Genomic DNA, 17,710 nt, shown 5'->3' on the forward strand with positions numbered 1-17,710 from the left:
ACCTGATCCGGGGCCCTCATATCTCAAACTCATGCTGTTCCGGCGCAACGCCGGGATGGCAGCCTAAGGATTTGTTTTAGGCCGCCACTTTCTCGGTGCCTTGCTGCCCCATGCCGAGCATGTGGCAGATCGCGTATGTCAGATCGGCACGGTTCATCGTATAGAAATGGAAGTCCGTCAGGCCGCGATCCACCAGATCCATCACCTGCTCACAAGCGATGGCAACGCCGACGAGCTTGCGGGTTTCCGGATCGTTTTGCAGACCGGCAAAGCGCCGCGCGACCCATTCGGGGATCGAGGTGCCGCATTTTGCGGAAAACACCATGGTCTGCTCGAAATTATGGATCGGCAGGATGCCGGGGATCACCGGGATATTGATACCCGCCGCCGCAATACGATCCAGGTAATCATCGAACAGATCGTTGTCGAAGAAGTACTGGGTGATGATCCGGTCCGCACCGGCATCAACCTTGCGCTTCAGATTGTCGATCTCTTTCTGCCAGCTGCCACTCTCAGGATGTTTTTCCGGGTAACCTGATACCGACACATCGAAATTGGCGATCTTCTTGATGCCTTCAACCAGATCGGTCGCGTAGGCATATCCCTCAGGATGCGGCTCATAAACCGCGCCGATGCCTGCAAGCGGGTCACCACGCAGTGCCACAAGATGGCGCACGCCAAGATCCCAATAGTCTTTAACAATCGCATCGACTTCCGCTTTCGGAGAGCCGACACAAGTCAAGTGTGCCGCCGGAGCAAGATCGGTCTCGTTCAAAATGCGCTCGACGGTCTTGTGGGTCCGCTCGCGGGTCGATCCGCCTGCACCATAGGTGACCGACACAAAGGACGGGTTGAGCGGCGCAAGGCGCTGGACCGTTTCCCAAAGTGTCTCACCCATCTTCTCGGACTTCGGGGGGAAGAACTCGAAGGATGCGGTGATCGGTGTCTGGGTAGCACCTCGGGACAGTCGGGATGACAAAACGGTCATATCAGGCAACCTCTCGGGAAGAATTCTGGGCAGGCACGTCGGTGATGATCCGCCGATCGCGGGCCAGCCAAAGGGTAACGGTCAGTTTGCTGTCATCGGCCTCGCCGGGAACGAGGTCCGTTGTTTTTTCAAGATCGAGATCCAGCGCGTCCAGCCAGCGCTCCATCTGCTCGCTGGCAAAGCCGAGGCGGCGGTGGGCATGCTGGTCCCGCAGAAACTCAAGCTCATGCGGCGCAAAATCGACAATCAGCAAGCGTCCGCCGGGGCGCAGTGCCCGTGCAGCTTCTGCAAGCGCACGTGCCGGATCATCCAGGAAGTGCAGCACCTGGTGGATTGCGACCACGTCAAAGGATTTCGGCGGCACGTTCAGAGCGTAGACATCGCCATGGCGAACCTGGGCATTGTTCAGGCCTGCTTTTGACAAGTTCGCCCGCGCGACGGCCAGCATGTCATGGGAGGCGTCTACGCCAAGAGCGGAGACATACTGATCCGAAAAGACTTCCAGAAGACGGCCTGTGCCAGTCCCAAGATCAAGGAATGTCTGGAACGGTGCATCGCCAAGCGCATTGCGCATAGCCGCTTCAACGTCGGCCTCCAGCACATGCAAAGAGCGCTCCCGATCCCAAGTGAGCGCACGGGCGGCAAAGAAGGCAGCTGCCTCTTCCGCCTTGGCTTTGCGGATAGCCTGAAAACGCTCCTGATCGGCTGCCAGAACGGCGTCTTCATCAGAGATCCGGGCTACGACATCACGCGCCAATGCGCCCTCGGGGCCGTCCGACAGACGGTAGTAGACCCACGAGCCTTCCGGGAAGCGTTGGATGACGTCGGCTTCAGCAAGCAGTTTCAAATGACGGGAGATGCGCGGTTGACTCTGACCGAGGATCGCAGTGGCATCCTTCACGGTGAGTTCGTTTTGCGCCAGCAGAGCGATCAGACGGATCCGTGTTGCTTCCCCCACTGCCCGCAAGGCGGCCAGGGTCTCTTCCACAGATAGGGTGTTTCGCTCGGTCATTTACTCACCGCCAATGTCAATATAAAGATATCTTTATATCAAACACATTAACGATGCAAGCCCAGCGACCCAAATGCGTCACGCTCTTGTCTCTGAGCGACAATATTGGCAAATCAACAGTTAACGGGACTGCTATTGCGCAGCTTCCGCTTCCTCACGCAGCCAGCCCAGAAAGGCGCGCGCCAGACGCTTCGGCCGTTTTCGTTGAGAAACAATCGCACCGAAACCATCCTTGATCAGCGTGAATCCAAAGGGGGCCACAAGGCGGCCATCCGCCAGCTCCTCCGCCACAATGCGCTTTTCCACCAGAGCTGCTCCCAAACCGGCCAAGGCGGCTTCAATCACCAAAAACGTATGCGGGTAAGCCGTTGCTGTTTCCGAGACGACTTCAACTCCGGCCAGCGTCTGATAAGCGCCCCACACATCGCCGGGCAACTCCTGAACGCAACGGTTCTTCACCGTCAGCACGCATTCTTTGACGTCAACGTCGAGGCCGGGCGCATGGACAATACCGAAGGCAACATCTCCCAGAATTTCAATGTCCGTTCGACCACCGAACTGCCAGCGCAAACGGTCCCAGGTCAGGATCGCATCCATCTGCTCTTCCGGCAGCCAGTGTTTCCCGGTCATCCGGAAGTTGACCTGTGCATCGGGATACCTCTGATAGAACCGCGGCAGACGCGGCATCAACCAGCGCATGGCAAACGTCGCGCTGATTCCGATGTCGAGGGTCGGACTGTCAGCAAGCTGCGTGAGCCCCCGCCAAGCCGCTTCGATCTCCTGCAACGACCCACCGACCGTCTTTGCAAACTTTTCCCCTTCCGGGGTCAGGGCCACCCCCTGCCCGTCCTTCCGGAACAAGGCGACACCCGCCTGCTCTGCCAGATGAGCGAGCTGCTTGCTGATCGCGCCATGGGTCCGGCCAAGCTCATCTGCAGCGGCACTCATGGATCCGAGCCGCGCCGTCGCTTCCAAAGCTGGCAAGGCATTCAAGGGTGGCAGCCGTTTCATCTCAGTCTCTCACCTCGCGAAATATGTTCTTTTTTCTCACAATAGACTGACAACTTCTCCTTCGACCAGGCGATATTTCTTCGTGATAGTGAAATCATTCCGCTCTTACTCCGGACAAATACCGTGAAGACACAAAAGCTCGTTTTCAAACCCATCTCGACGCCGCAAACGGCGCGGGTTATTTCCTTCCCCAGTCAAAACCACTGCCTTAAGAGATTTTCTCACAAATACCGTCTGGCAAACTGGTTGCACGACAAAACCACAAAAATAAAGCAGTTCCTGCAATTGGCCTCGGAGAGACAACACTTGCTCCGGGAGGAACCCGATAGTGTTTTGGCTGATCTTGGCCTCACCCGCGCGCAGTTGCGCTCACGCAGGTTCCTCCGATTCGAGCTGAAACGGATCGATGAAACATGGCCGAAGGCCGAGATTGTGCAATTTGAAATGCTTGCAAAGCGCCTTGGTTTCCGCCGAAACCGATCAAGTATTTAAGCCTGCCGAAGACGTCAGCAAATCCTTTTGATCGCTCGCTACACCCGCCACCACGCGCGATAAGTGCTTCTTGTACTTTAGCACGAGAACCGCGCATTCAGTTGCGCCCAACTTAATTCGCATTAGTATTATTCACTAACATCAAAACTGGGAGGCACGGTTCTATCCCGCTTGCCCGTCACTGAGTTCAACCGGCTGGAGGAGAGCCTGAGGTTGGACCGCGGGACGGTGCTCTGCGCGGGGCAAACAATAAATTCGTGAGGGAGGAAACAATTTATGAAACGCTTTATTGGCGGGGTAATGGCACTACTTGTCAGCCCCGATCTGGTGGCGGCTGAGCCAATTTCGGCAGACGCCATTCGCGCGGCTACCGGCGGCATCAACACGGCAACGATCATCGAAAACGACTCGTCAGACCAAAATTGGCTCAACTACGGCCTGAATTACGCCGAAACGCGATACTCTCAACTCGACACAATAACGGCCAACAATGTCGGCGAGCTTGGGTTGGCCTGGTCCTACAATCTGGAATCCCGCCGTGGTGTTCAGGCGACACCGATCGTGGCTGATGGTGTCATGTATGTCACCGCATCCTGGTCTGTTGTTCATGCGCTGGACGCCATTACGGGAGAAAAGCTCTGGGCATATGATCCAGAGGTGCCCGGCGAATACGCCGCCAAGGGATGCTGCGACGTCGTCAACCGGGGCGTCGCCATCTATGAAGGCAAGGTCTTCGTTGGATCCTATGACGGTTATCTGCATGCCCTGGATGCTGCCACCGGCGAGCTACTCTGGAAGATCGACACCATTGAAAACCGGGATATGTCCTACACCGTGACCGGGGCACCACGGGTCGTCAACGGCAAGGTCATCATCGGCAATGGTGGCGCTGAGTTTGGCGTGCGCGGCTACATTTCAGCCTATGATACGGAGACCGGGGACACCGCCTGGCGTTGGTATACGGTGCCTGGCGACCCGGCCAAGCCTTATGAAAATGACGCCATGAAATTGGCGGCGGAAACCTGGGATCCGTCCGCCAAATATTGGGAGGCAGGCGGCGGCGGCACGGTTTGGGACGCCATGGCCTATGATCCGGAGCTGAACCTTCTTTACATCGGGACGGGCAACGGATCGCCATGGAACCAGCATCTGCGTTCACCGGCCGGGGGCGACAACCTGTTCCTTGCCTCCATCGTCGCGCTAAATCCGGACACCGGCGACTATGTCTGGCACTACCAGAACACGCCAGGGGATACCTGGGACTATACATCTACTCAGCACATTATTCTTGCCGATCTCGAGATCGACGGCGACATGCGCCAAGTGCTGATGCAGGCCCCGAAGAACGGCTTCTTCTATGTGATTGACCGCACCAACGGCGAATTCATTTCAGCAGAACCATTCGTTGAGACGACTTGGGCCAAGGCCTATGACGCCGATGGCAGGCCTATCGAAAACCCGGATGCCCGCTCAAAAGACAAGCCGTTCGAACCGGTTCCATCCGCTTACGGTGCGCATAACTGGCATCCCATGAGCTTTAATCCGGATACCGGACTTGTTTACATCCCAGCTCAAGGCGTGCCGCTGGTGCAGTCGACCGATCCGAGTTGGGAGCTCAATTCGCATAAGCCTATGTCGACCATGTCAGGAGTAGGTTGGAACCTCGGATATCTGTTCAACGTTGTTGCGCCGCAAGCAACGCCCTTCGGACACCTTCTGGCTTGGGATCCGGTGAACCAGCGGGAGGCCTGGCGCGCGGAATATGTCTCGCCCTGGAATGGCGGCACCCTGACCACGGCCGGAAATCTGGTGTTTCAGGGAACCGCTGATGGCCGGTTCATTGCCTACAATGCCACGAACGGAGAGACGCTCTGGCAGGTTCCCATGACATCAGGCGTCATTGCCGCCCCCATGACCTGGGAACACGAGGGCGAACAATACGTCACGATTGCAGCCGGCTGGGGCGGGGTTTATGGCCTCATGCAGCGGGCCACCGAAAAGGTCGGGCCGGGTCGGGTTTTCACCTTCCGGATTGGCGCGACTGAGGAGATTCCAACAGCGGAACTGTCGACCCGCACCGAACTCGTCTCCGGCGTTCCTTATGACCCGGAACAGGTTACAGCAGGGCTCGCGACCTATGTCTCCAACTGTCTCTTTTGTCACGGTGTGCCGGGGGTCAACAATGGCGGTGCAGTTCCAAACCTTGGCTACTCGGAACCAGAAGTCCTGACCAATGCGGACGCCTGGGTCCTGCAAGGTGCCGGACTGCACAACGGCATGCCGCGCTTTGATGCGCATTTGACCGATGCCGACGTTCAAAACGTGCTGGCGTTTATCCAGGGCACAGCCGACTCTTTAAGGGCTGCGGCGGCAACCAAGGCGCAGTAGGGTTTTGGCGCAACGGCCGAGAGGCCTTACAGCAAATGAAGAAGGCTCTGCCAATGTCTCCGCAGAGCCTTTTTCTGTAAGTGCTTATCCACCGTCAGATCGGGTCATCTTGACCTCTGTCCCCATTGGCTTCTTCGTCCAGCATTCCCGACATGGCCGCAGCACCTGCAGCAGCCTTGGCCGCTTCTGGTGAGATTTTGCCGTTGGCGCCATCGTCCTCATCATCTCCTGCACCGGCAACGCGGACCGTAACCTGGCGATGGGCAAACCTGATGCCATTTTCTTCGAAGAGATCGCGCAGACCTGCGTAGATCACCTTCCGCAATTCGAACTGCTTGCCGGGTTTTGCGGTGAACTTCACCCGGGCGATCATGGCGGAGTCTTCCATGGACATGATGCCCTGGGATTTCAGCGGCGCGAGGAACATCGGTCCATAGTACTCATCCTCAAGAAGCCGTTGGCCGAACTTCTTGATGATCTTGCGCATCTTTTCGACATCCGTGTCATAGGTGACCCGGAAGGCGAGCTTCATGATGGCCCAGTCGCGCGAGAAGTTTTCCACCTGCTGGATTTCGCCAAACGGGATGGTGGTAAGCGCCCCGCGATGGTGGCGCAGCTGCATGGAGCGGATCGAGATTTTCTCTACAGTCCCCTTGGCGCTGCCAATGTCGATGTACTCGCCTTTCCGGAAGGCATCATCGATCAGGTAGAACGCACCGGAAAAGATATCCCGAATGAGGGTCTGTGCGCCAAACCCGACCGCCAGACCGACAACACCAGCACCGGCGAAGAGCGGCGCGATATTGACACCCAGCTCAGCCAGGACAACCATGGCCGCAATCACCACGATGGTGATCAGCAAGAAGTTCCGGAAGATCGGCAGCAGGGTCGAAATCCGGCTTTCACCGGCCCCGCCAATTTCAGCTTCTTCGTCTTTCTCCGCTGGAGATTCCTTCGCGATCTGGCGGTCGATCAGGATCTTGACCGCCTCATACGCCATGTATCCAAGGAACATGACCAGCAGGACCTCAATGAAGGATCCAATGATCGACCCTTCCCCGGCCATGCCGACACCCCAAAGAGACGTCAAGAGGTCCAGTCCGCCGAAGACCACGAGGATCGCAGCGCCGCGATCCAGTAGTGCGCGGAACGGGGACCGATCGGCTTCGCGGTCAGCAGCTTCAGCATGCGCTTGGGCCAGCGTGCTTTCCGGGTCCTGCTCAGCACCCTCGCTCTCTTCTGCCCGCTGAATGTCCTCAGCAATCTTCGCTTCGGCTTTAGCGGTATCAAGACGCGGCAACAACACACGGTCGATCAGAAGGATAAGCAGCCCATAGGCAACGGCTGCCACCAGCAAAACCTGGATCGGAGCCCCCACAAGTCCTGTTGCGGACGGCAAGTCCAAAAGGATCCGAAGAGCAGAAATTCCCCAGGCAATCACAAAGTAGATAACGGCGATGAGATGCCAAACAGCGGCGAGCACCCGGCGCCACATCGGGGCTTGGTCCCCTGCACCTCCGCGGATCAAGCGCGCTATCACCGCTCGATACGCCACGGCAATGACGCATAGGATAACCATTGACAGACCAGACGCTGCGATGAGCGCCAGTTTGTGAATGTCCTGCGGCAGACCAAGACGCTCCATCCAGAGGCAGAACGCGATCGCACCTATTGATATGCCACTGCCGACCAGCAAGAACCGGTAGAGCCCCTTCGCTTCCCTGTTGCTCAGTGCGACCAACCGATGGCTTTCCGCATCCGGGGCCAGCAGGTTCATCCATATGATCCGCAGTGCCATGAAGGCGGCGCTCATACTGAAGGCGACGAGGGCGGTTTCATTGGCAGCTTCCAGACCAGTGCCAATCAGGAGATAAACAACCGTCGCCACTGCAAAATAGAGGACCACCCCGGCGATCATCAAAATCGCCCGCAAATACAGATAGATAATCTTGTCGGAACGGGTGTAGACGTCGGGCTTGTACATTCCCGCGAACTGTCGCCGCCCCCAACGCGCCAGCAACGTCGAGGCCGCAAGACCGAAGAGAACCGCGATCACGACATCGATCAGCGCGGATGATATCCAGCCCAGTCCTTGGTCTTCGCCTTGCGAGCGAAGCGTATCGACCATCGCAGCGCGAATATTCGGGATCTTCTGAACGATTGATTTTAAAGTGTCGCGGGCACGGACGGCTTCATCTGCAAACTCGTCCATAGACTCCATCATCGCGCCGCCGCCCTCTTCGGCGCTGACACCGCCTCCCTCAGAGGCAGGTTCTGTGTGTTTTGCGGTTGTCTCCGCAGCCTTTTCCTTCGAACCGCCGCTAACCGCCGACAATAAGCTCGCGGGGCCTTGGGCGTGGGCATAATCCGGAGCGGCGCTTAAACTCACAAACAGCATGCTCAGGACGGCAATTGCGAGGACCGGGGCGCGGCCGAAGAAAGTGCGCATCTCCGGAAGCAGTTCATGTTGCAGTAGTTGATGGACGGATCTGCGCATACCCCATGGCCCCGCTCTTTGCAGAATCTGTTTCGCCCTGTAAAGCACGGTTCCGCTAAGGAAAAAAGGCATGTCGCTCGTTAGTTGCGGACGAAAAAAAGCCCGGCACAGAGGCCGGGCTTGACGTCTTGCGCTTTCTGCCTAGTCAGATCACTTCAGAACGTTGTAGCTCCAATGGGCGATCTTGCGCTTGGCTTCTGCAACAGTCATGCGCTCATAAAGGTTCATCGCATTGCTGCGGGTCTCTGGTGTCAGGCGATGACGCCACGGGCCGATGCTTAACAATGACCCAACGGTGATCGACGAAAAGCCGGAAGCTTTTGCGAGAATGACAAACGGCTCCGGGTCCGGGCGCACCATCCAGTGGCTGGCTTCCTCAACGCCGCACCGAACCAACCAGGCGAAGGTGGCAACGGCTTCGGCGAACCTGTCTTCGGACGCGAACCGGCGCAAAGCGGCTTCATTCACCATGCCCTTTTTCGCCAAGAGAAGAATGCGGCTACGGGCTGTTTCAAAATCGTACCGGCCCAACCAGTACTGATTGGACATACGCCGCGCGGCAATATCGGCAGCCTCATTCAATTGCGCGGTTTCACCGGAACGGCCGGATGTCTGCAATTTCTTGCGGACTTCGTCGCTCGCGATGGAAATCAGGCTCGCGATCTGCGCTTCGGCGAGATCCGGCCGGTCGCTCAAGCTGAGCTGAAGGGTTGCGTCAGCAGCGGAATCAGAAATGAGTATCTCGATGGCAGACCCTGACAGGCTTGCACCTTCGTTGCTGGCTATCTTGCGCTTGACCTTCAGATCACCGCGCCGGACAAGAATTTCGCTGACATCCGCGGAGAGAACTTCGCGTTGCGCAATTGCATAGCGGTGATCGTTGCCCTGCTCTTCTGCAATTGACACCAGATCAGCATCGCGCAGGACGGTCGAGCGGACGAGGATCGGTTCGGACACCTCGATCACATCACTTGCAAGACGCCGGATGGTCTCTTCCGGACCGCGGCGTAAGGTGCTCATCTGCTCGGCGACAAAACGGCGGACTTCAGATTCCACCATATCCACCAAGCGTAGCAGCACGGAGTCGTAAATATCGACCTGTTCGTCAGAGCATCTGTCGGATGTCAACGCAAAGAGCGTTGCCACATGGCGGGCCAGTTCTGCCCGGCGGGCGCTTGCTGCTTCCCCGGTCAGCTCCGAGAAGTTCACCAGTTCTGTTTTCAACGCTTCACTCATTTTCATTACCAGATTGAATCTTACGCCGGTCTTCGGCTCTGGCCACAAAATGAATTGGAGATTTAAAGAAGACAGAAACAGGTATTTGGAGAATGTAATCGTGTTTTTATAAATTTTACGAAGAATTCTAACTAGATTTGCCAGTTACTCTACATTCCATTGTTTTTTATGAATTTATCGGATCTGACATCCCGTTTCAGCGCTCTCTGAAGGTCAAAAATTCGAGTATTAATTTTTGTTAGCTGGGCGCATTTTTGTCTTGGCCAAGCCTCGTTTTCACGCCGAATGCCTCAATTCTTTAACCGGAGTATTAATTCGCGTTGCCCTGGTGGGCAGATCCGAAAGCGGCGATGCATATAAGGAAATTCGCGTGCACAAGCCGCTTCCGTAGCTTCGATAGATATGCTGGTTTTTCTTGCGTCAGACTGGCGCAGTGCACTGCCATGTCTTCAAACGAAAAACCGGCGCAGAAGCTGCGCCGGCCTGAATTTTCAATAAGAATACCGCGCGTTATTCGGCGGCTTGGAGGAAGTCGCCGCTTTGATGATCGCCATCATTGCCGCCGTCTTTGAGGGTATTGAGTTGTTCAAGGACCACCCGGCGTTTGTCCGCGGCCTTTTCCAGGTTCGCTTCCTTGACCGGGCCAAACCCGCGGACCAGATCCGGCACCCGTGCCAGCTCTACGAGGAGACCGTAATTACCGTTCGGCAAACGGGTGATGATCTCCGCAATGTCCTTTTCGTACTGAGCGATCAGGGCCCGTTCTGCGCGGCGCTCCGCGGTCCGTCCGAATGGGTCGTACCATTTGCCGCGCATGCCTTTGAACCCGGCAAGGATTTTGAACGCGGTAAAGATCCACGGTCCGAATGCCATCTTCTCCGGGCGTCCGGTTTTCGGGTCCTTCCGGTGCGCCAGCATCGGCGGGGCCAGATAGACCTTCAGCTTCTTCGGATCTTCGAACCGCTGCGCGATCTTTTCCTTGAAGGCCGGATCGGAATAAAGGCGGCCGACTTCATATTCGTCCTTGTAAGCCATTACTTTATAGAGCAGATCAGCAACGGTTCTGGAGAGGCGCATTTGCCCCGGGCCATGAGCTTCGTCCGCTGCCTTCACTTTTTCAACGAGATCCCGATAACGGGCCGCATAGGCTTCGTCCTGATACCTGACAAGCTCGTCGGCATTGAATGCAATCTTTTCATCCAATGTGAACGTGCGCGGTTTTTCGCTCGCTGGCAAAGCCTTCAACAACAGCTCAGCGTCGGCAGCCAGAACACGGCCGGCGCGGAACGCCTTGATGTTTCCGGCCACTGCCGCCCCGTTCAGCTGCAAGGCTGTCTCAATGGCATCGCCGGAAACCGGCAGGGCGCCTGATTGATACGCCATGCCCACGAGCAGCATGTTGGCAAAGATCGCATCGCCCAGCAGCTTCTCGGCAATTCCGGCCGCATCCATCGCGAGATACGTGCCGGATGCTGCCTTCAAGGCGGCGTCCATCTTCTTCTCATCGAAAGACAGGGTCTGCTTCAGGACAAACTCTGCAGTCGGGGCAACCTTGGTGTTTGCCACTGTCACGGTCTGACCACGGTGGGCCAGTGCCAGTTGTTCCGCATTGGTGGCAACGACCATGTCACTTGCAATCAACAGATCGAGGCTCGCGGCCGGCACCCGGGGACCTTCAATGGCGCGGTCAATGGAAGCGAAACGAACATGCGAGGTCACCGGCCCGCCCTTCTGCGCCAATCCCGTCATGTCCAGGGTCGAGGCTTGCTTGCCATCGATATGCGCCGCCATTGCTAGAACAGCACTGATTGTGGTGACACCCATGCCACCAATGCCGGCAACCAACGCGTTCTGCGTCCGGTCCAGCGCCGGCAGAACCGGCTCCGGCAGCTGTTCGACCAGCGCGTCGATATCCACATCAGCCTTTTTCGGCTTTTTGAGCGCCGCCCCGTCGATCTCGACAAAGGACGGACAGAAACCCTTGATGCAGGAAAAATCCTTGTTGCAGCTGGACTGGTTGATGACACGCTTTTCGCCAAACGGCGTTGCCAGCGGTTCAACCGAAAGGCAGTTGGACTGGACCGAGCAGTCACCGCAGCCTTCGCAGACGCGATCGTTGATAAACAGGCGCTGATCCGGATCCGGGAACAGCCCGCGCTTCCGGCGGCGCCGTTTCTCGGCTGCACAGGTTTGGTCGTAAACGATTACGGAAACGCCGTTGAAGGTCTGCAGGTCCTTCTGCACATCCATCAACTCGTCGCGATGATAGACCTTGGTTCCGGCTGCAATTGGCGTCCACGATCCGTAAGCATCTGGATTTTCGGAGACCACCGAAATGCGTTCTACGCCTTCAGCTTCCAACTGACGGGTAATCTGCGGAACACTCAACTGTCCATCATGCTTCTGACCACCGGTCATGGCCACGGCATCGTTGTAAAGGATCTTGTAGGTGATTGGCACCTTTGCCGCGAGCGCCTGACGGATCGCGAGAATACCGGAGTGGAAATAGGTGCCATCGCCAACGTTTGCAAAGACGTGGCTGTCGCCCGAGAACGGCTGCTGACCAACCCAAAGGACGCCCTCTCCGCCCATCTGGATCTGGCCTTCCGTGGTCCGGCCCGCCATTTCGGTCATGGCATGACAGCCAATACCCGGCATTGACCGGGAGCCTTCCGGCGTCTTAGTCGAGGTTGAATGTGGACAGCCGGAACAGAAGTAAGGCACACGGGAGGCGCGTTCCGCATGGCCTTGCGCCCACATGGCCTGCTTGGTCATGCGCGCGGCAACGGCCTGCATTTCTTCGGTGACGGCATCGGCCGGCAACCACTTCATCAAACCTTCGATCAGCTCAGCAACGGAGATCTCCAGAACATCGGACAGGAACGGAGCGCCATCCGGGCGGCGTTTGCCCCAAATCTCAGGACGGCTCATGTCCGGCCAGTGATAGGAGATTTCCTTGATCTGCGGCTCCATGAAGGCCCGCTTGTGCTCCACGACCAATAGTTTCTCTGCGCCGCGGGCAAAATCCCGCAGGCCAAGCGGTTCCATCGGCCAGGTCATAGCAACCTTATAGATGCCGAGGCCCAGCGCTTTGGCCTTGTCTTCCGTCACACCCATGAGATCGAGTGCCTGAAGCAGGTCCCGATAGGCTTTGCCGGAAGAAATAATGCCGAGTTTCGGATTTTGCCGGACACCGAAGGTCACACGATCAAGGCCGTTTGTGCGAACATAGGCTTGGGCAGCAGGAATCCGCAGCTCACGCACCAGGCGCTCTGTTTCCAACCGGTTGCCGAGCAGCAGATCGCGGTTTTGATGATAATCCTTGCGCGGATCACCTTCCAGAGGGCGAACCATCCGCAAACGGTTTGGCGATACATTGATGGTGGCGGACGCATCCATCGTGTCGGCCACGCAAATCAACGCCGTCCACAAACTGGAAAAACGGGACATCTCAAGCCCGTGCAGACCGTAGTCGAGAACGTCCTGAATATCCGCCGGGTTCAGAACCGGCATTTCGGCATGTTCAAAGAAGAATTCGCTCTGCGCAGGCAGGATGGAGGACTTGGCGAGGTGATCGTCACCGGCCAAAGCCAGAACACCGCCGTTGCGGTCCGTGCCCGACGCGTTCCCCTGACGCAGTGCGTCGCCAGCCCGGTCAACACCTGGGGCCTTGCCGTACCAGATGCCAAAGACGCCGTCATATTCTGTAGGCCGTCCGACACCGCCCTCGCCGCGCAGTTTTTGGCTTCCCCAAACTGCGGTCGCCCCAAGTTCCTCGTTCACGCCAGGCTTGAAAACAACTTCAAGGCCCTTTAGGTGCCGGTGGGCGCGCTCCAGCTCAGTGTCATATCCAGCCAGCGGCGACCCGCGGTATCCGGAAATGAAACCACCGGTTTTAAGACCTGCCTGCCGGTCCAGGCGCGCGCGGTCCAGAGCCAGTCTGACCAGCGCCTGAATGCCTGTCAGATACACACGACCGTCCGTCGCGGTGTATTTGTCTTCAAGGCTGATATCGGACACAAGCACATCCATTCGGTATTCTCCTCCTACGCCCCCGGGGCGGCCCTCTACGGCGAACTGCCATTTCCGATTAATATCGTCCTTTTCAGCAGCGATTTCTGTGCTATCGTCACCGCAATTCGTCACCAGGCAGCATAAAATTTCCGAAAATGACCCAATGACCGAAAAGAATCTTCTGGACCCGTCCGACATCCGCGTTTTGCGCGTATTGCAAAGGGATGCCTCCCTTTCAATCGCAGAAGTCGCCAAAGAGGCTGGCATGAGCCAAACGCCTTGCTGGCGCCGCATCAAACGGTTGAAGGAACAAGGCATTATCAAGCAAATTACCGCGATCATAGACCGCGAAGCTGTGGGCCTTGGCTTTGTCGCCTATTCCTTCGTCAAGCTCGCTGTTCCCAGCCGCGAAAACATGGAAACCTTCGACAAGCTCGTCCATCATTGGCCGGAAGTCGTTATTTGTGAACGTATCACAGGTGCGGTCGATTACCTCATCAAGGTGGTAACCGATGACATCAAGACCTATGACGACTTCCTGCGTTTGAAGCTTCTTGATAATACACTGGTATCTGACGTTCAGTCACGCATTGTTGTCAACACGGTAAAGGATACTGCTGCACTGCCTCTTCGCGAGAATTAAGACTCGCTTTACATTGCTGCCTCTTCAAAATTCACTGTTTGTTTGGCTATTGCATGGAACAGTGAAAACTCCCGTGTGTTTGTCCGGCAGTGACTTGGGAAGGTTTTTAGGCGTGCTTCGGAAAATCGGTCTGTTTTGCATATGCTGTCTTTTGGCTGCGATGTGGCAAACATCGGCGACAGCCCGCCCTTTGATCATTGCCGCCAATCCTCAAGCCCCCTTCAAATACGAGGCGGACGGCAATGTGCGGGGCATCGACATTGAAGTCATGGACGAAGTCCTGCGCGAACTGGCGATTGAGTATGAGGTGCTGCTTATTGAGTCCGACCAGCGCCTGCAGGTCGAAGCCAAAGCCGGGCGGATCGATGTGCTGCTATTGTATTCGCAAAACGAAGACCGCCGGACCTTTCTGGACTATCCAAGCGAAAGCTACATCGATCTGGACTGGAATTTCTTCATCAGGGCGGAAGATCGCGGCAAGTTCACGTTTTCGAAGTTCGATGACCTGCGCTCAATGACGATCGGTGCAACGCATGGAATTTCCTACACCCCGGAATTCTGGGACGCGGGCCTCCAGCTGCAACTTGTCTCAGAGAATTCCCTGCAGATCGACAAGCTGCTCGCAGGCAGGATCGACGCGGTTCCGATGAACACCATCTCGACACTGCACCAGGCTCATATCGGCGGCTATCGAAACCAAATCGATTTCCTGCCCAAACCAATGAAGTCGAAAGCCTATTACAACGTCTTTTCCAAAGCCTCGACGCACCCGGATATGGACAAGTTAAAGACCCAGTACGATCGGATCATCCGGCGTATGAAAGACGATGGATCTATCGACCAAATCAAGGCGACCTATATCGGGCCTTCCAGCTAGAGATCTGATCGGCGAACATTTCCAGCCTCAACCACGCCACCCAGCAATTCATCGATGAATAGAGAAAGCAGCTGAGGGCGGCCCGAAACGCCCGCTTTGCGGTAGATCGCATTGCACTGGGCTTTGACCGTCCCCTCTGCCGTCTGACGAAAGGCGGCAATCTCCGCGATTGAAAAGCCTTTAAGAGCCAACAATGCGACATCGGCCTCCGATGGCGTGAGTTTCCAAAGTTCAAAATGCTCTTCAAGAAGGCTTGCAAAAGCGCCAGACGCAGCCTTGACCTGCTGTTCCATTCGCTTCTGCCGCTTGAGGCCTCTTCGGATTTCAAAACCCGATGCGATCAAGCCAACGACCAAGGCAGTGATTATCAGATACTCCAGACCATCACTTTCAAGTATCCCAATGGCCTGTTCTCCAAAGATGGCCCCGGCAACTTCCTCAGAAACAATGAAGAGCACGCAAATTGCCTGAAGGCCGAATAACGCCCAAGGAGCAATGGCTTTCCAATCGGCTTCCTTCAACATGGCAAGGTGAAGTCCATCTTCTCTTAAATGAATTGACGCTGTTGTTGACTAGCTTTGCTAACGCGGCCTGTCCAGCGTGGTTAGAAATTAGAAGGACAACAGATAGAAAGTGATAATAAAGGGGCCCGACCGGCAAGAGCGGGGGTGCTCCTAAGGCGTTTGCCAGCCGGGCCGACCAATGGAGCTTCAATCGTGGTCTTTTTGGTCGCGATAACCGTCAGTATCTAGCTCCATTTCCAGAACCCGACCTGACAGTGCATCGATCACGATCTCCATCTCCTGGCCATCTAGGATCACTTCGGCTTCAAGCTTCCCATGCTCGGGCTCGATCTCTGAAACGACGTACCCACGGGAAACCAGAACAGCACGAATTGCCTTTTCGTTGTTGCCAAGTGTCTCGCCCAACGTAACGGTCTTGGAAGCGATGGCAGCGCTAGGAAGCGGGATGATTGCCATAAATCCGGCGACCGCAACGGCTTTCATGAAAAATGTCACCCTAGACCCATTGGTTGGATACGCACCTACCTTGGAGGTCGCATCAACCTGACCTCTTAAGCACATCGATGGATCTAGGCCACTACGGTAACAACAGCCATCAACCGAAAGCCTATAAACCACCCGATAAACCATGGTTTACGAGTTCCACCGCCGTCTCAAGGAAGCTTTTGATAGCAGGCTCTATCTTCACAGCGGGTGCAAACTCAGCTCTGAAAGCGGTGCGGTGAGACACCGGCGGGGTCTGCAACAAGAGGTTTGTTGGCAATCATATCGGCCATGATCTGGCCGGAGACCGGTCCGAGCGTAAAACCATCATGGCCATGGGCGAAATTGAGCCACAACCCTTTTACAGACGGGGACGGTCCGATGACCGGAAGAGAATCCGGCACACAGGGCCGGCTTCCCACCCATGGTTCATCGTGAAGCGCGCGTCCAAGAGAAAAGATCTCTTCTGCCCTGCGTCGGACCTGTTTGATGATCTGCGGGTTGGGCGGTGCGTCGCGTCCTGCCAGCTCCACTCCCGTCGTCAGCCGGATGCCGAAGTCGGTGGGAGTTAATGCAAACCCGTTGTCGATGTCCACGACGGGGCGCGACAGGGACGCCCCGGAGAGCGGCCTATAATGCATATGGTAGCCGCGCTTGACGGCCAGCGGATACTGCTCGCCAAGTTTCTTCAGGACATCCATGGACCAGGCGCCCAAGCAAACGACGACATTGCGGGCGAACACGGGCCCACGTTCTCCCTCGAGGCTCCACCCGCCTCTCTGGCGGATCAGCTTTTTGGCGTCCGCGCGAAAATACTGGCCACCGTTTTGGATGTATCCCCGCCAGAATGCATCGACGACAGCAGCCGGGTTGGAGACCGACCAGCTTTCGGTCCAATGCACGGCCTTGATGCCTGAAAGCTTCAACCCAGGCTCCAGAACACTGGCTTCTGCGCCATCCATTTCCTTGTAATCAACACCGTAGATCCGGGCGTAGTACCTGGACATATCATCTGCATCAAAACTGGCTGGCGTTCGGTACAGGTGCAGCCAACCACCCTTGCGGTAAAACCGGCCGGCATTTGACTGCTCGGCAAGATCAAGATGCGCTTTGACCGCCTGTTGGCGCAACGGCATGATGGCCCGGCAATATGCCTCTGCCGCCTCGCCGTAACTTGCCCGGACATACTGCCGGATCCACGGGAGCATCTTCACTAAGGTAAGCGGTCTGTACGAAAATGGTCCGCCAAGATTGAAGGATGACTTCAGGAACGCCACCGGGTTTTTCGGCAGACCTTGCGGGACGAACCCATTGTGCTGGACGACACCTGCGTTGCCTGCAGAAGCTTCGCCGCCCGGATGCTTCCGATCGATCAAAGCGACATCCAGGCCAAGGCGGCGCAAATGCGCTGCGGTCGAAACACCGACAATTCCGGCCCCCAGGACCATCACATCAAATGTCTGCATCTGCTTCGAAGTTGTCATGGCCCACAGTCCGACGGCAGGACGCCATCGTGATTGGCAAGTCCGGTCAAGTTCCCTTAAA

12 protein-coding genes are annotated in these 17,710 nt (G+C 56.6%); 3 read left to right on the plus strand and 9 right to left on the minus strand.

Annotated elements, in window-relative coordinates:
• Positions 1-76: 76 nt before the first annotated feature.
• The 3 genes from metF to ACQY4Z_RS05620 form a co-directional block, all read right to left on the minus strand.
• On the minus strand, positions 77-988 hold the full coding sequence (metF, locus tag ACQY4Z_RS05610) for a methylenetetrahydrofolate reductase [NAD(P)H] (RefSeq protein WP_209173062.1): 912 nt from the start codon (positions 986-988) through the stop codon (positions 77-79).
• 1 nt (position 989) lies between these two features.
• On the minus strand, positions 990-2,000 hold the full coding sequence (locus ACQY4Z_RS05615) for an ArsR/SmtB family transcription factor (protein WP_306150327.1): 1,011 nt from the start codon (positions 1,998-2,000) through the stop codon (positions 990-992).
• A gap of 132 nt (positions 2,001-2,132) precedes the next feature.
• The gene (locus ACQY4Z_RS05620; protein WP_428527434.1) at positions 2,133-3,011 is read right to left on the minus strand and encodes a LysR substrate-binding domain-containing protein; all 879 of its coding nucleotides are present in this window, start codon (positions 3,009-3,011) and stop codon (positions 2,133-2,135) included.
• 768 nt (positions 3,012-3,779) lie between these two features.
• On the opposite strand from ACQY4Z_RS05620, the gene ACQY4Z_RS05625 reads away from it, so the two are divergent.
• The gene (locus ACQY4Z_RS05625) at positions 3,780-5,891 is read left to right on the plus strand and encodes a PQQ-dependent dehydrogenase, methanol/ethanol family (protein WP_428527436.1); all 2,112 of its coding nucleotides are present in this window, start codon (positions 3,780-3,782) and stop codon (positions 5,889-5,891) included.
• A 94-nt stretch (positions 5,892-5,985) separates the two neighbouring features.
• Here the strand turns inward: ACQY4Z_RS05625 and ACQY4Z_RS05630 are convergent, their stop codons facing one another.
• The 3 genes from ACQY4Z_RS05630 to ACQY4Z_RS05640 form a co-directional block, all read right to left on the minus strand.
• The gene (locus ACQY4Z_RS05630) at positions 5,986-8,388 is read right to left on the minus strand and encodes a mechanosensitive ion channel domain-containing protein (RefSeq protein WP_428527438.1); all 2,403 of its coding nucleotides are present in this window, start codon (positions 8,386-8,388) and stop codon (positions 5,986-5,988) included.
• 150 nt (positions 8,389-8,538) lie between these two features.
• Entirely contained in the window at positions 8,539-9,624 is a 1,086-nt protein-coding gene (locus ACQY4Z_RS05635; RefSeq protein WP_422019006.1) for a DUF2336 domain-containing protein, read from the minus strand.
• 510 nt (positions 9,625-10,134) lie between these two features.
• Positions 10,135-13,656 carry an indolepyruvate ferredoxin oxidoreductase family protein gene (locus ACQY4Z_RS05640; protein WP_428527441.1) on the minus strand — a complete coding sequence of 1,174 codons (3,522 nt, stop codon included), beginning with the start codon at positions 13,654-13,656 and terminating at the stop codon, positions 10,135-10,137.
• A 145-nt stretch (positions 13,657-13,801) separates the two neighbouring features.
• Between ACQY4Z_RS05640 and ACQY4Z_RS05645 the strand changes: the two genes are divergently transcribed.
• Positions 13,802-14,281, plus strand: a complete 480-nt coding sequence (locus tag ACQY4Z_RS05645; protein ID WP_008196258.1) for an Lrp/AsnC family transcriptional regulator — start codon at positions 13,802-13,804, stop codon at positions 14,279-14,281.
• 112 nt (positions 14,282-14,393) lie between these two features.
• Positions 14,394-15,158, plus strand: a complete 765-nt coding sequence (locus ACQY4Z_RS05650) for a substrate-binding periplasmic protein (RefSeq protein WP_428527443.1) — start codon at positions 14,394-14,396, stop codon at positions 15,156-15,158.
• On the opposite strand, the gene ACQY4Z_RS05655 is transcribed toward ACQY4Z_RS05650, so the two are convergent.
• From ACQY4Z_RS05655 to ACQY4Z_RS05665, 3 genes are all read right to left on the minus strand, one after another.
• Positions 15,155-15,682 carry a helix-turn-helix transcriptional regulator gene (locus tag ACQY4Z_RS05655; protein ID WP_428527445.1) on the minus strand — a complete coding sequence of 176 codons (528 nt, stop codon included), beginning with the start codon at positions 15,680-15,682 and terminating at the stop codon, positions 15,155-15,157. The genes ACQY4Z_RS05650 and ACQY4Z_RS05655 overlap by 4 nt on opposite strands.
• Positions 15,683-15,868: 186 nt before the next feature.
• A complete protein-coding gene (locus ACQY4Z_RS05660; protein ID WP_428527447.1) occupies positions 15,869-16,165 on the minus strand; it encodes a PepSY domain-containing protein in 297 nt (98 codons plus the stop codon).
• A 218-nt stretch (positions 16,166-16,383) separates the two neighbouring features.
• The gene (locus ACQY4Z_RS05665) at positions 16,384-17,649 is read right to left on the minus strand and encodes an NAD(P)/FAD-dependent oxidoreductase (protein WP_428527449.1); all 1,266 of its coding nucleotides are present in this window, start codon (positions 17,647-17,649) and stop codon (positions 16,384-16,386) included.
• Positions 17,650-17,710 lie beyond the last annotated feature (61 nt).

Origin of the sequence: Roseibium sp. (genome assembly GCF_965276855.1) — a bacterium.
Classification (GTDB): domain Bacteria; phylum Pseudomonadota; class Alphaproteobacteria; order Rhizobiales; family Stappiaceae; genus Roseibium.